A 15393-nucleotide genomic window follows, 5' to 3' on the forward strand; every position below is an offset into this window, starting at 1 on the left:
TCAGCCGCCGGGCCCGCCGGGCCCGGCGGGAGCCGACTGAGCCCCCGGGGCGACCGGGTGGTCGCCGTGCCAGGAGTGCCAGAGGGCGGCGTACGCTCCGTCGGCCCTCACCAGCTCGTCGTGGCTGCCGAGCTCGCTGACGCGGCCATTCTCCATCACCGCGACGCGGTCCGCGTCATGAGCGGTCTGCAGGCGGTGAGCTATGGCGATCACGGTGCGGCCGCGCAGGACTGCCGCCAGGGCCCGCTCCGTGTGCCGGGCGGTGGCCGGGTCCAGGAGCGCCGTCGCCTCGTCGAGTATCAGCGTGTGCGGGTCGGCGAGCACGACTCGGGCCAGAGCCAGCTGCTGGGCCTGCGCCCCGTTCAACTGATGACTGCCGGAACCGAGCTCGGTGTCGAGGCCTTCCGGCAGGTCCGTGGCCCACTCGGCGCCGACCGCCGTGAGCGCGGCGTCCAGCTCGGCGTCTGTGGCGGACTCCGCTGCGATCAGCAGATTGTCCCGGACGGTGCCATGGAACACATGGTGCTCCTGCGTGACCAGGACGACCTGACGGCGCAGCCGGTCGGAGGGCAGATCGGCGATCGGGACCCCGCCGACGGCAACCGAGCCCTTGTCGGGCCTGTCGATGCCCGCCAGGAGCCGACTCAGAGTGGTCTTCCCGGCGCCGGAGGGGCCGACCACGGCGAGACGTTCACCGGGACGGACGGACAGGTCGACACCTCGAAGAACATCGACGCCACCGGTGTAGGCGAACCACACGCCCTCGACGTCTATGCGGTCGTTCTCGGGGGTGAGGGTGCTGGGAGAGGCCGGTTCCGAGGGAGTGGTGGCCAGACCCTCCACCCTGGCGAAGGAGGCACCGCTGCTCTGCAGCTCCTCGACACGTTGCAGGATCGTGTCCAGCGGCTGCGAGAGCTGGCGGAGGTACAGCGCCGACGCGACGACCGCGCCGAGGCTCACTGTGCCCTGGGAGTGCAGCGCACCGCCGATGAGCAGCATGCCGACGACCGGGATCACGTACGAGATGTCGACGGCGGGGAAGAGGACGCTCCGCAGGTACAGAGTGCGCTCGCGGGCGGTGACACAGCGCTCGACCTCCCTCTCGCTGTCCGCGATGCGCCGCTTCCGCAAGCCGAACGCCTCGACGGTGCGGGCTCCGGACGCGGTGGCGGCGAGCACTTCGGCCAGCGCGGAGTGAGCCGCACCCTGGGCGAGGTAGGCAGAGCGCGCACGCCGCAGGTACCAGCGGGTGGCAAACCAGATACCCGTGAGGCCGAGTACCCCGCAGACACCGAGCAGCGGATCGAGCAGGAACACCGCACCGACGATGAACAGTGCCTGCACGGCCGCGACGAAGACATCGGGGCCGGTGTCCCGCAGCGTCTGACCGGTGGTCGCGATGTCCGACGTACCGCGTGCCGTCAGGTCACCCGCGCCGGCGCGTTCGACGACCGAGGAGGGCAGGGCGAGCGCACGGTCGACGAACTGTTCGCGGATGCGGGCGAGGGTGCGCTCGCCGAAGCGATGGCCGAGGTAGCGGGCATGGCGCGCCAGGAGGAGCTGGGCGACGGCGCCGATGAGGATGCCGAGGGCGAGGCGATCCACGGCGGCGACGTCTCCGCCGTCCTTCACGATATTCACGATGCGCCCCAGGAGCCACGGGCCGACGAGGCCCGCAGCCGCGGCCAGCGCGTTGAAGAAGAGCATGGCGGCGAAGGCGCGGGCGTCCTGCCGGATCAGCCGCAGGGCGGCGCGGTGGACCTGGCGGGGGCTGGCGACGGGCAGGTGACCGCCGGCGGCTTCGGGCGCGTCGCCGCTGCGGGACGGCGTCATCGGAGGGTCTCGTGAGTCGGCTCGGGGTCGGGACGGGAGTTCTTGCGGTCGTCTGGTCGGGCCTGCTCGTCCGCATCGGCCGCCTTGGCGGCCTCCTCCGTGGCGTCCGTCGCCGGGCGCTCGTTCGAAGCGGTGACCGCTCCCACTTTCGTGGGCTCCCTGCCCTCTGCGGCTTCGGCCGTCGCGGCCTCTTCGGTGTCACGCGACACAAGGCGGCGGTAGCCAGGGTGGCTCGACAGGAGGTCGGCGTGTCGGCCCACAGTGGTGACGCGACCGTCGACCAGGTGGTAGACGACGTCGGCCTGATCGAGGACAAGGGGAGAAGTAGTGGTTACGAGTGTCGTGCGCTCGGCACGGGCCGCGCGGAGACCCGCGGCCATCTTGGCCTCGGTATGGGCGTCGACGGCAGATGTGGGTTCGACCGCCAGCAACACCTCGGGGTCGGCCAGCAGGGCCCGGGCCAGGCGGATGCGTTGCCGTTGACCGCCGGAGAGGTTGTGACCATGGGCGTCGAGACGAGCGTCGAAGCCGCCCGGGAGACCGCGCACGATGTCGTGCGCCGCGGCCGCCTCGACCGCACGGGTGAGGGCGTGCTCGTCCCGGTCCAGGCGGCCGGAGAGCGCCGCACGCAGCGCACCGGCGAACAAGGCGGCTTCGTTGTCCGCGACGAGGATGCGCGCGCGGACCTGCTCCAAGGGGACGGCGTCCAGGGGGACCGACCCCCAGGTGACCGGGCCAGGGGCGAAGCGGCCGAGGCGATCGACGACCTCCATGGCCTCCGATGCACGGGTACTGGCGAGCGCGGTGAGGAAGCCCGGTTCCACCTTCACTCCGGAGAGGCGGTCGTGGAGGACGGCCGGTGCCTCGGGAGCGTCGGCGGTGTTCTCCCGGACGCCGGGCTCGCGCTCGCCGACACCGGAAGCCGCACGCGAGGCGTCGAGCATCGCAGCCCCGCTCTTCGCCCCACTCGTGGGCGCCGCCGACCACGTTTCCGGTTCGAGACCCAGGAAGTCCACGACCCGGCGGGCCGAGACCAGACCACGGCTGATGTCGTAGCCGCTCTCGATGAAGGACGACACCGGAACCACGAGGACGGCGACGTAACCGTAGACGGCGACCAGTTCGCCCACGGTGATGGTCCCCTGGGCCGCCATGCGGGCGGCGAGCCAGGTCACGGCGGCAAGGAACACGCTGGGCAGGCCGATCCCGAAGGCCTGGATCCAGCTCATGGACGAGCCGACCCGGTGACCCTCGGCCCTCAGCTCTCGCGATCCCGCGCGGTAGCGGGCCGCGAAGACCTGCTTGCCGCCAAGACCGTTGAGGACCCGCAGTCCGGCGGCCAGGTCGCCGAGTACGTCGGCCAGTGCGCCCTGCCGCTCCCGGTACGCGGTCTCCGCCCCTTGCAGCCTGCCCAGGAACGGCCCGACGAACAGGGCGAGCAGGGGCACCCCGAGCAGGACCACGATGGCCAGCAGCACGGAGAACGACAGAAGCAGGACGGCGACGAGGAAGTAGGCGATCACCGCACCCACCCCGGGCCCCGTGACGGTGAGCGTCGAGCCGATGACGCCCACGTCGGAGTGACCGATGGTGACGACTTCGCCCGCCGAGACACGCCGGGGGAGAGCTGCGCCGAGCCGGGTGGCGTGGGCCATCACGACACGCACGGTCCGGAAGTAGGCGTCGAGCCGGATGCGGGTCATCGTGCGGTGCCGCATGATCCCGAGCCAGGCGTCGAGAACTCCGACGCCGAAGAGTGCGGCGGTCCAACCGATCAGTGCGCTCTGGTCGCCGGGGCGGAGTCCGTCATCGATGGCACGCGAAAGGACGTACGGGGGAAGCGTCAGACCGACCATCCACGCACTGCCGAGCAGGGCGCCGAGAGCGACCCGCTTGGGTTGGGCGGTGACAAGCCACCAGAGGTAGCGCGCGGGCCCGCGTCGGTCGGGGACGCCGGGGTCCGTGCTCGGTGCAGTGGCCATCCACGTACCCTAACTACCCCTGCTGGGGCGGGAACTGGCGCCTCACCTCGTGACGAGCGACCCGGGGCCGACACGAAACGGCCCGGTACGAAACCACACGGCACGAAACCACCCCGCACGAAGCGGCCTGGTGCGAAACGGTCTGATACGAAACGGCTCGGCACGAAGCGGCCCGGCCCCGGCCGATCCGCGCCGGAGGCGGAAGCAGCCGGTGCCGGACCGAGACCGAGGCGGGGCTGCGCGGTGGCGAGCCCACGGCCCGTGGCCGAGCCACCGCCCCTAACCGTGCCAGGACCGCCACAGGGCGGCGTAAGCGCCGTCCGCGGCGACCAGTTGGTCGTGGCTGCCGAGTTCGCTGATGCGGCCGTTCTCGACCACCGCGATGACGTCCGCGTCGTGGGCGGTGTGCAGGCGGTGGGCGATCGCCACGACGGTGCGGCCGTCCAGGACACGAGCGAGCGAACGCTCCAGATGCCGTGCGGCGCGCGGGTCGAGGAGCGAGGTCGCCTCGTCGAGGACCAGCGTGTGCGGGTCGGCGAGGACGAGCCGGGCCAGGGCGATCTGCTGGGCCTGGGCGGGAGTCAGCGCGAAGCCCCCGGAGCCGACCTCGGTGTCCAGCCCCTCGTCGAGGCCGCGGGCCCAGTCGGCCGCGTCGACAGCCCCGAGCGCGGCCCACAGTTCGGCGTCCCGCGCACTGGTCCGTGCCAGGAGCAGGTTGTCACGCAGGGAACCCACGAAGACGTGGTGCTCCTGGTTGACCAGGGCCACATGGGAGCGGACCTCCTCGGCGGGCATGGCCGAGAGCTCCGCGCCGCCCAAGGTGACCTGCCCGGTGCGCGGGCCGTAGATGCCGGCGAGCAGCCTGCCCAGCGTCGACTTGCCCGCGCCCGACGGCCCGACGAGGGCGACGCGCGAGCCGGGTTCGACGGCGAGGGAGACCTCGCGGAGGACGTCGACGCCCTCGCGGTAGCCGAAGTGGACGTCGTCGGCGTGGACGTGGCGCCCCTTCGGTGTGACGGAGGTGTCGCCCGCGTCGGGTTCGATGTCGCGGACGCCGACGAGACGGGCCAAGGAGACCTGCGCGACCTGCAGTTCGTCGTACCAGCGAAGGATGATTCCCAGGGGATCGACGAGCATCTGTGTGATCAGGACGCCCGTGGTCAGCTGTCCGACGCCGATCCAGCCCTGCAGCACGAAGACGCCGCCGATCATCAGCGTCGAGCAGAGCACCGTGGTGTGGGTGAAGTTGATCACGGGGAAGAGGACCGACCGCAGGTAGAGGGTGTAGCGCTCCCAGGCGGTCCATTCCTTGATGCGGCGTTCCGACAGTTCGATGCGCCGCACACCGAGCCGGTGGGCCTCGATGGTGCGGCCCGCGTCGACGGTCTCGGCGAGGGCGGCTGCCACGGTGGCGTATCCGGCGGCCTCCGAACGGTAGGCGGCGGGTGCCCGCTTGAAGTACCAGCGGCAGCCGACCACCAGGAGCGGCACGGCGACGAGCACGGCGGGCGCCAGCGGCGGTGCGGTCACGACGAGTCCGCCGAGCAGCAGCACGACCCACACCACGCCGATCGCGAGCTGCGGCACGGCCTCGCGCATGGCGTTGGCGAGGCGGTCGACGTCGGTGGTGATGCGCGAGAGCAGATCACCCGTGCCGGCTCGCTCAAGGACCCCGGGCGGAAGCCCGACAGACCGTACGAGGAAGTCCTCCCGCAGGTCGGCGAGCATCCGCTCGCCGAGCATCGCGCCCCGCAACCGAACCTCGCGCACGAAGAAGGACTGTACGACGAGGGCGAGCGCGAACAGGCCGATGGTGCGTTCCAGGTGGAGGTCGCGGGTGTCGTGCGAGACCTTCTCCACGAGGTCGCCGAGCAGGTAGGGGCCGGCCATCGAGGCGGTGACGGCGAGGGTGTTCACCAGGATGAGCAGGACGAAGGCCGTGCGGTGGCGCTGGAACAGCTCACGGACGTAGGCGCGGACCGTCGCCGGTGCGCCGATGGGCAGGGTCTCCGCCGTGGTGGGGGCCGCCGGATCGTACTCCGGTGGCGCCAGGCCGATCATGCGGTCTCCTCAAGGTTGCTGGCGGTCGCACTGGCGGTCGCGTTCGTGCTCGTCGTGGCGGTGTTGATCTTCGGCTCGAAGTCAGCCTCGAAGTCGGAGCCGAGGCCGGCCAAGCCGGACTCGGCCGCAGCGGCCTGCTCGTCGTCGGTCTCACGAGTGACGACCGCGCGGTACCGCGGTTCGCTGTGCATCAGCTCACGATGCGCGCCCACCGCCGCGACCTCGCCGTCAGTCAGGAACACGACACGCTCGGCGCGGTCGAGGAGCAGTGGGGACGAGGTGAGGACGACGGTGGTCCGTCCCGACCGCAGCCGGCGGATGCCGTCGGCGACCCGGGCCTCGGTGTGCGAGTCGACGGCGGACGTCGGCTCGTCGAGTACCAACGTGTCGGGGTCGGTGACCAGTGAGCGTGCCAGGGCCAGGCGCTGGCGCTGGCCTCCGGAGAGGGAGCGGCCGCGTTCCGTGAGATGGGCGGCCATGGGGTCGTCGCTCACCGACACCTGGGCCAGCGCGTCCAGGACGTCGGAGCACTGGGCAGCCGCCAGGGCTTCGGCGGGGGTGATGGCTCCGGATGCCGGTACGTCGAGGAGGTCCTGCAGGGTGCCGGAGAGCAGGACGGGGTCCTTGTCCTGCACCAGTACATGGGTACGGGCAGTGGAGAGCGGCATCTCGTCCAGAGCGATGTCACCCAGGCGCACGGACGGCAGGCCCGCTGCCTCCTCGAAGGTGGGGTGGCCGCCGAGTCGCTCGGCGAGCCGTCCGGCTTCGTCGGGGTCGCCGCAGACCACGGCGGTGAGTCGGCCGGCCGGTGCGAGCAGACCTGTCGCCGGGTCGAACAGATCGCCCGGGTGCCGGGCGCCGCCGGCCAGGGTCCGTTCGCGGCGCTGCTCGGATGGCTGCTCGCTCGCGGGCGGCGGCACGTCGACGCGTCGCGGTGCCGCCCCCGCAACCGCACCGTCAGGTCCGTTCGTTGCTTTTCCGCCTCGTGTCGGCGGTTCCTCGACCTGCTGGTTCCGTGCGGGCGGTACCGTCCCGTCGGTCACCGATTCCGTTCGCTCCAAGGCGAGCACACGGGCTGCCCGCTTGGCGCTGGGTCGGGAGAAGGAGTACGCCATGGCGATCTCTTCGAAGTGGCGCAGCGGATAGTTGAGCATCATGACCGCGCTGTAGACGGTGACCAGTTCGGCGACGGTGATGCGGCCCTCTCGGGCCAGGTGCACGCCGTGCCAGACCAGAGCGATCAGCAGCAGTCCCGGCAGCAGAACCTGCGCCGCCGAGATCACCGCCCACATCCGGGCGCTGCGGACAGCGGCCGTCCGGACCTCCTGCGAGGCGCGGCGGTAGCGGTCGAGGAAGAGGTCCTCACCGCCGATGCCGCGTAGGACCCGCAGCCCCGCGACGGTGTCGGACGCCAGTTCCGTGGCCCGGCCCGCCTTCTCGCGCTGGAGGTCGGCGCGCCGGGTGGCACGCGGCAGCAGGGGGAGCACGGCGAGGGCGAGCACGGGGATGCCCACCGCGATGACGACGCCCAGGGCGGGCTGGTAGACGAGGAGGCCGACACAGGCGAGAAGGACCGTGCAGGCGGCTGCCGCGAACCGGGACAGTGCCTCGACGAACCAACCGATTTTCTCGACGTCACCAGTGGATACGGATACGACTTCACCGGCGGCCACGCGCCGGGTGAGCACGGAGCCGAGCCGAGCGGTCTTGCGGGCGAGCAGTTGCTGCACGCGGGCCGCGGCGGTGATCCAGTTGGTGACTGCGGTGCGGTGCAGCATCGTGTCGCCCAGCGCGATGGCGAGGCCGAGCAGGACGAGCAGTACGCCCGACAGCGCGAGCCGTCCGCCGGACCGGTCGAGCACCGCATCGACGGCGATGCCGACCGCGTAAGGCAGGCCAGCGATGGAGCCGAAGTGCAGCAGGCCCCAGGCGAGGGCTTTCAGTTGCCCCGCGAGTTGGTTCCGGCCAAGCCACAGCAGGAAGCGCGGGCCCGACCTGACATCGGGGACGCCGGGGTCGGGATAGGGGAGATCGCGGATCTGCATGTCGTCCCAGCAGTCGAGAGCGGTGGCCGTCGGCTCCGTCGAGGCGGTTCCTCGGAGGCGACGAGGCGGGCGGTGCCGCGAGCGAATACGCACGCAAGACCACGGCGAGGTCACAGTCGAGGACCGGAACGAGCCGGAACGGACGGTGGTAACAAACCGTGAAAGGTTCACCTCGTTCGGTGGTCCGAAGCAAACGGTTTTCCGTCTCGGAGTAAAGAATCGGCCCCTTCTTGGTGCGGAGGGCCGGGCTGGACAGGGGTGACATGAGCCGAATGCGACCATGGGCGGATGCGTATAGCCGGTGCGGTGCGAACGGTGGTCGCGGCGGCGGCCTGTGGTGTCCTGCTGACCTCCTGTGGGAGCGGAAGCGGTGACGACGCTGGATCCGGACAGGCCAAGGAGGGGAAGCGCGGGGACGGCTCGCAGGTGCGGGCCGCCGATGCCAAGCGGATTCCCGATGTCGGCGACCGGCTGCAGTCGAAGATCCCCAAGGACTCGCGTCAGGTGGTCGCGGTCTACGGAGACGGCGTGAACTCCGCCGAGTCGACCGTCGTCCTGTACACGAAGGCCAGCAAGACGGACACCACGTGGAAGAAGGCGCGTACCTGGCCCGCGCACAACGGCAAGAAGGGCTGGACCCTCGATCACCACGAGAACGACAAGCGGAGTCCTGTCGGCGTGTTCACCCTCACCGACGCGGGCGGTGTCCTCACCGACCCCGGCGCCAGGTTCCCGTACACGAAGTCCGTCTCCATGCAGGCGCCGCGTTACTGGCCCAAGACGCACTGGCACGACTTCGACTACGTCATCGCCATCGACTACAACCGCGCCAAGGGGACCCCACCCAACGATCCGACACGTCCGCTGGGGCAGGCCAAGGGTGGCAGCATCTGGCTGCACATGGACCACGGCAGCGGTACGTCGGGGTGCGTCAGTCTGTCGAAGTCGGGCATGGCGTACCTGCTGCGCACGCTGGACCCGAAGCAGCACCCGGTCGTGGTGATGGGCGACAAGGCGAACCTCGCGGCGTGAGCCCCGAGCTCTTGTCGCACCCGAGACCCCATTGCGGTGATCACCCGCCGCCCCATAGAACACCCCCATGAGAAGACGCGTCATGTCCATGCTCGTTGGGGTGGTCGTCGCCGCAGGCACGCTCCTTGGCACGGGCCAGTCCACGGCGGCCGCGAAGCCTCCCGCTCCTCCTGAGTTCGGCACCGACTGGCACGACCCGGTCACCGCCGCACCCCCGATAGAGAAGCCGCACACCAAATCCTGTGAGGTCACCGTCGCCGAGGCGCAGTTCAAGGACTTCACGCCCTACACGGGCGACTACGCGCCGCCGCGCGGATGCGGGGACCGCTGGGGCAAGGTGGTGCTGCGCCTGGACGGCAAGGTGAAGGGCAGACAGTACGACCGGCTCGGGTACCTGCGCATCGGCGGCGTAGAGGTATTCCGTACGTCCACGCCGGAGCCGTCCGCCGACGGCATCAGCTGGTCCGTGGAGAAGGACGTCACCCGCTACAGCGAGACGCTGCGCCAGAACCGAAGCGTCGAGATGCTGATCGGCAACGTCGTCAATGAGACGTACACCGGGATCATCGACGTCAGGGTGACGCTGACGTTCTACGAGCGGAAGAAGAACACCGGGGCCGGGCCCGAGAAGAAACCCGGTGCCGGGTCCGGAGGTGCGGTGCCCGACCGCGTCCTGCCCCTCGGTGACGACTCCGCTCTCACCACCCCACGCAACAGCGAACGCATCGTCGCCGAGGTCTACGCGACCGGCTCGGGCGGAGGCTGTGAGGAGTACTGGTATCTGACGGTTCCGGATGCCGCCCCCTACTCCTGCAAGGCCGACCAAGGTCCCTACCGTGAGGTGCAGGTCACGGTGGACGGGCAGGTGGCGGGCATCGCCGCACCGTTCCCGACCGTGTGGACGGGCGGATGGTCCAACCCCTTCCTCTGGTACGTGATCCCGGGGCCCCGCGCTTTCGACATCAAGCCCATCGAGTACGACCTGACGCCCTTCGCCGGGATCCTCAACGACGGACGGCCGCACAAGGTCGAGGTCTCCGTCATCGGTGTGCCCAAGGCTCAGACCGGCTGGAGCCTCCCGGTGAACGTCCTGGTCTGGCAGGACGAGCGGAGCGAGCACGTCACCGGCAAACTGACCAGGCACGACGCGGGACGCCTCGCCAACGACACGACGTACACCCCGGCATCCACCGAGGGGAGCGCGCACCGGCTCGACACGAAGGGCGGCCACCGTCTCACGGTCTCCGGCCACGTGAACACCTCGCACGGCCGCGTCACGACGACCGTGACACGGGCCCTGGCCAACACCTCCGCACACCGGTGGACCGAGGGAGAGGCGTTGGACGCGCTCAAGGCCACCTGGTCCGATCGCGAGACGGTCACCGTGAACGGTCGCGCGGTGCGGACCGACCGCACGTACACGATGGACGGCACCACGACGCTGGGCGCCGACGACCGGTTGCGCACCGAGATCTCACTCGGTGACCGTGCCGAGAGCGTCACGGTCACCGACGGTCGGCGCACCGGCCGGTCCGTGACCGACGATCGTTACGACGGCGATGCCACGTACACCGCCACCGCGCCCCGTGAGGAGCGCCATGCGGTGGGCACCTCCCGCGAGCGCTATCGGCAGTACGGCGACGGCGGTTGCCACGACCGGACGCTGGCCACGGAACAGGGCGCGCTGACCGTCGACCGGCGCCGCTGCTGAACGAAAACGACCGCCTCAGCGGCGACAACAGCGACAGCGACAGGGCATTGCGCTCCCCGGCGGGCCGGGGCCAGCGGCGGCATACGAGCGTCCGCCGATGGTCCCGGCCCGCATCCGGCCACCCGGAGAACCGCCCGGCGGCCGCTACTCCTTCGGCTTCTCCGAGTCCATCCCCGGGCGCGCCTTCTTCCAGAGCCCACGGGTGAAGTCGGGTATCGCCTGCGGTGCGCCCTTCGCCTTGATCGAGAGGTGGCTCAGCGGCACGGGCGCCGTCCACGTCGCGGCGTCGTACACGTCGAAGTCCGGGACGAGGCCGAGCCGCATGGTCTGCATCAGCCGGAAGACCATGATGTAGTCCATGCCGCCGTGGCCGCCCGGCGGGTTGGAGTGCTCCTTCCACAGCCAGTGGTCGAAGTCGGCGTACTTGGCGAAGTCGCCCCACTCGTCGTTCGTGTGGTCGGGCTCGATGTAGATGCGCTCCGGGTAGTCCTCGAAGACGCCGTTCGTGCCGCCCAGACTGTTGATGCGGCTGTACGGATGCGGGGTCGAGACGTCGTGCTCCAAACGGATGACGCGCCCCTTCGCCGTCTGCACGAGGCTGATGGTGCGGTCGCTCTCGATGTAGGTCTCCTTCCAGCTGGGGTCGCCCGCGGGCATGTGCTCCTTGCGGTACTGGGCGAGACCGAGAGCGGGCGTGCCGAAGCTGGAGATGTGGGTGGCGCGGTCACCACGGTTGACGTCCATGTAGTTGGCGACGGGGCCGAAGCCGTGGTTGGGGTAGAGGTCGCCGCGGAGCCGGGTGTGCCAGAGGCGGCGCCAGGGGCCCTCGTAATAGTCGGGGTCGAACATGAGACCGCGCAGATCGTGGTTGTACGCGCCCGCACCGTGCAGGAGGTCGCCGAACTTGCCCGCGTGGGCCATCCGCAGGACCCGCATCTCGTTCCTGCCGTAACAGCAATTTTCGAGCTGCATGCAGTGTTTGCGCGTCCGCTCCGACAGGTCGACGAGCTGCCACAGCTCGTCGAGGCGCAGGGCGATGGGACACTCGACACCGACGTGCTTGCCGTTCAGCATCGCCGACTTGGCCATCTCGAAGTGGAAGTCCCAGGGTGTGGCGACGTATACGAAGTCGATGTCCCCGCGCTTGCAGAGGTTCTCGTAGTCGTGCTCGCCCTTCGTGTACGTCGCCGGGACCGGTTGGCCCGCGGCGGTGACCTTTTTCGCGGCGGCCGCGGTCTTGTCCTTGACCGGGTCGCACAGGGCCACGACGCGCACGCCCGGGACGGCGAGGAACAGGTCGATCATGGAGCCGCCGCGGTTGCCGAGCCCGATGATGCCGACCCTGACCGTGGAGCGCCGCTCGAACGGCACCCCGATCATCGTGCGGCCCTTACGGGCGGGGGCCTGCGCCGTGTCCTCGGCGGTCGGGGCGGCGTCTGACGCGGCGTGCGCCGTGCCGGACGCAAAGGCGCCGATGCCGATCCCGGCCCCGGCGAGCCCCGCCGTGCGGAGCACCGCGCGGCGCGAGTGGCCGTCGCCCGTCATGCCCTCGTCAGGACCGGCAGGGGTCGCGCTCTCGGGAGTCGGTGTCGCGTTCTCGTCGTGCATCGGACCTCCGTAGCTGTAAGGCGGCTGGTCTCTGCCACTGGGGCGGAAGCCACCCTGTTAGGGCTGCCACGGGGGATGCAAGGGGCGGAAGTGGCCAGGGGGTTGGACTTCCGCCATGACTTCATGGACTTCCGGAGTGATGCCCACCGGTCACCGGCAGCCACTACGGGCGCGTCGCGCGCTCCAGCTCCAGCAGCGCGGAGTAGTACCCCCGCCCCGTCGCGTGGTCCATGCCGATCTCACACATGCGGTTCGCCGAGAGATGCGCCTCGAAGGGGCGGCCCGCGACCTCCGCGGCCTCCCGGCGCGTGGCCGACTCGGTCAGCTCCTTGTGGAGCATGCCGCGGTCGCCCGCGAAGGCACAGCACCCCGCGTCGTCCGGCACGGTCACGTCGTCCGCGCACGCCTCCGCGACTGCGCGCAGTTGGGCCTCGTCGCCGAGGTGCTGCATCGAGCAGGTCGGATGGAGGACGGCCGAACTGATCCTGCGGTGCACGGTCAGACGGGGGAGCAGCTCGTCGGCCGCCCAGACGATCGAGTCGACGACTGTCAGCTCGTGGTGGAGCGCGCGGTTGTCGGCGGTCAGATACGGCACCACCTCCTGCGCGATGCCGAGCGTGCACGACGAGGCGTCGACGATCAGCGGCAGACGGCCGCCCGCGGTCCAGCCCCAGGCCGCCTCGACGATGCGGTTGGCCATGAGCCTGTTGCCGGCCTCGTAGCCCTTGGAGTGCCAGATCGTCGCGCAGCACGTGCCCGCGACGTCGTCCGGGATCCAGACGGGCCTGCCGGCGCGCGAGGAGACGGCGACGACGGCTTCGGGAAGCGAGGGGAGGGGACGGCCTTCGGGACCGCCGAAGATGCGATTGACGCACGCCGGGTAGTAGACGGCCGACGCCCCCGCGCGTGTGGTGCGCGGCAGTTTGCGCGCGGCGGCCCCGGGGATCTGCGGCAGCCACTCCGGGACGAGGTCGGGGCGGACCGCCTTGCGGGCCGTTCGTGTCACCGCGGTGAGCAGCCGGTCGCTGATGCGGTCCGCGGCGGCCACGGCGAGCCGGGCGGATGCCTCGACGGCCTTGAAGTTCTTCGCGGCCAGCGCGGCGAGCCGCTCCTCGCGGGGTGAGTGCCGGGCGTGCCGGAAGTCCTTCATCAGGGCACCCGTGTCGATGCCGACCGGGCAGGCCAGCTTGCAGGTGGAGTCGCCCGCGCAGGTGTCGACGGCGTCATAGCCGTACGCGTCGACGAGGCCGTCCTCGACGGGGGAGCCCGCGGGCTGGCGCATCATCTCGCGGCGCAGCACGATGCGCTGGCGCGGTGTCGTGGTGAGGTCCTCGCTCGGGCAGGTCGGTTCGCAGAAGCCGCACTCGATGCACGGGTCCGCGATGAGCTCCACCTTGGGGATGGTCTTCAGGCCGCGCAGATGGGCCTTCGGGTCGCGGTCGAGGACGACGCGCGGGGCGAGGACCCCGTCGGGGTCGATGACCTGCTTGGTGCGCCACATCAGCTCGGTGGCCTTCGGCCCCCATTCGAGCTCCAGGAAGGGCGCGATGTTGCGGCCCGTGGCGTGCTCGGCCTTGAGGCTGCCGTCGAACCGCTCCACGGTCAGACGGCAGAACTCGTCCATGAAGGCGGCGTAGCGGTCCACGTCCGACGGCAGGCCCGCGTCGAAGGCGAGCAGGAAATGCAGGTTGCCGTGGGCCGCGTGGCCCGCGACGGCGGTGTCGAAGCCGTGCCGTGTCTGCAGCTCCAGCAGGGCTTCGCAGGCCTCGGCGAGCCGTCCCGGCGGCACCGCGAAGTCCTCCGTGATCAGGGTCGTCCCCGAGGGGCGGGAGCCGCCGACGGCGGTGACGAATGCCTTGCGCGCCTTCCAGTAGCCGCCGATGGTCTTGGCGTCGCGCGTGAACGTGTTCGTCACGGAAGGCGTGGGCGCCACCAGCTCCAGGCCTTCGAGAGCCTTGGCCGCCGCGGCCTCGTACGCCTCGCACGTCGCCTCGTCCGGGGCGCGGAACTCCACCAGGAGCGCGGTGGTCGACTTCGGCAGTTCGGCCCAGTCGGCCGGCACCCCCTGCACGCTGACCGAGGCCCGCAGGGTGTTGCCGTCCATCAGCTCGACGGCGAGCGCGCCCGCGGCGTTGAACACCGGCACCGCCTCGGCGGCCGCGGTCAGCGAGGGGAAGAAGAGCAGGGCCGTGGATGTGAACCGGTCCAGCGGGAGAGTGTCGAAGACGATCTCCGAGATGAAGCCGAAGGTGCCTTCGGAACCGACCATCAGACCGCGCAGGATCTCCACGGGCGTCGAGCCGTCGATGAAGGCGTCCAGGCGGTAGCCGTTGGTGTTCTTGAGCTGGTACTTGGCGCGGATGCGGGCCACGAGATCGGCGTCCGCCTCGATCTCGCGTTTGATCGCGAGCAGGCCCTCGCACAGGGCCGGCTCCGCGTGGGCCAGCGCTTCGTCGGCGTCCGGGGCCGCCGTGTCCACGATCGTGCCCGAGGGCAGGACGCACGTCAGCGAGGCGACCGTGCGGTAGGAGTTGCGGGTGGTGCCCGCCGTCATGCCCGACGCGTTGTTCGCCACGACGCCGCCGAGGGTGCAGGCGATGGCGCTCGCCGGATCGGGGCCGAGGACCCGGCCGAACCGGGAGAGCGTGGCGTTGGCGCGCACCACCGTCGTGCCGGGGCGGATGCGCGCCCGCTCGCCCCCGCCGAGCACCTCGATGCCGGACCAGTGCTTGCGGACGTCGACCAGGATGTCCTCGCCCTGCGCCTGGCCGTTCAGCGAGGTGCCCGCCGCACGGAAGACGACCTCGCGGCCCTTGCCGTGCGCGTACGAGAGGACCGCCGACACGTCGTCCACGTCCTCGGGGACGACCACGACCTGCGGCAGGAAGCGGTACGGGCTCGCGTCCGACGCGTACCGCACCAGGTCGGAGACCTTCGTCAGGACCTTGTCCGCGCCGAGCAGCGCGATCAGCTCGGAACGCAGCGGCTCGGGGGTACCGGTGGCCCGTCCGTCCGGCACGCGGTCGGCCGCCGGGCCTCCGTCGCGCGTCGTGGGGCGCAGGGCGTCCGGCTCGGGCTCCAGCAGCGGCATGGCTCTCCTCGGCGGTTGCGGTCCTCGGGC

Annotated in this window: 8 protein-coding genes; 2 read left to right on the top strand and 6 right to left on the bottom strand. The window is 70.8% G+C overall.

Translation table 11 applies throughout. From position 1 onward, the window contains the following. The 4 genes from AB0I16_RS12385 to AB0I16_RS12400 all read right to left on the bottom strand — a co-directional run bounded on the left by AB0I16_RS12385 (window position 1) and on the right by AB0I16_RS12400 (window position 7921). Window positions 1-1833, bottom strand: coding sequence for an ABC transporter ATP-binding protein (locus AB0I16_RS12385; RefSeq protein ID WP_363249279.1), 1833 nt, complete (start codon window positions 1831-1833; stop codon window positions 1-3). After that, window positions 1830-3815 (bottom strand): ABC transporter ATP-binding protein, encoded by a 1986-nt coding sequence (locus tag AB0I16_RS12390; protein WP_363249280.1) that lies wholly within the window; start codon window positions 3813-3815, stop codon window positions 1830-1832. Before AB0I16_RS12390 ends, AB0I16_RS12385 begins: the two co-directional genes overlap by 4 nt. Before the next feature lie 279 nt (window positions 3816-4094). Then, window positions 4095-5876, bottom strand: a complete 1782-nt coding sequence (locus tag AB0I16_RS12395) for an ABC transporter ATP-binding protein (RefSeq protein WP_363249281.1) — start codon at window positions 5874-5876, stop codon at window positions 4095-4097. Then, complete coding sequence (locus AB0I16_RS12400) at window positions 5873-7921, bottom strand: ABC transporter ATP-binding protein (protein ID WP_363249282.1); 2049 nt, start codon at window positions 7919-7921, stop codon at window positions 5873-5875. The genes AB0I16_RS12395 and AB0I16_RS12400 overlap by 4 nt, the downstream gene beginning before the upstream one ends. Window positions 7922-8209: 288 nt before the next feature. Between AB0I16_RS12400 and AB0I16_RS12405 the strand changes: the two genes are divergently transcribed. Both AB0I16_RS12405 and AB0I16_RS12410 read left to right on the top strand, forming a co-directional pair. Next, on the top strand, window positions 8210-8953 hold the full coding sequence (locus AB0I16_RS12405; RefSeq protein WP_363249283.1) for a L,D-transpeptidase family protein: 744 nt from the start codon (window positions 8210-8212) through the stop codon (window positions 8951-8953). A gap of 67 nt (window positions 8954-9020) precedes the next feature. Beyond that, a complete protein-coding gene (locus AB0I16_RS12410; protein ID WP_363249284.1) occupies window positions 9021-10664 on the top strand; it encodes a peptide-N4-asparagine amidase in 1644 nt (547 codons plus the stop codon). Between the two features lie 144 nt (window positions 10665-10808). Here the strand turns inward: AB0I16_RS12410 and AB0I16_RS12415 are convergent, their stop codons facing one another. Both AB0I16_RS12415 and AB0I16_RS12420 read right to left on the bottom strand, forming a co-directional pair. Then, on the bottom strand, window positions 10809-12209 hold the full coding sequence (locus AB0I16_RS12415; RefSeq protein ID WP_363249406.1) for a Gfo/Idh/MocA family oxidoreductase: 1401 nt from the start codon (window positions 12207-12209) through the stop codon (window positions 10809-10811). A gap of 226 nt (window positions 12210-12435) precedes the next feature. Then, complete coding sequence (locus tag AB0I16_RS12420) at window positions 12436-15363, bottom strand: FAD-binding and (Fe-S)-binding domain-containing protein (RefSeq protein ID WP_363249285.1); 2928 nt, start codon at window positions 15361-15363, stop codon at window positions 12436-12438. Window positions 15364-15393 lie beyond the last annotated feature (30 nt).

Origin of the sequence: Streptomyces sp. NPDC050703 (genome assembly GCF_040654435.1) — a bacterium.
Taxonomy (GTDB): Bacteria; Actinomycetota; Actinomycetes; order Streptomycetales; family Streptomycetaceae; genus Streptomyces.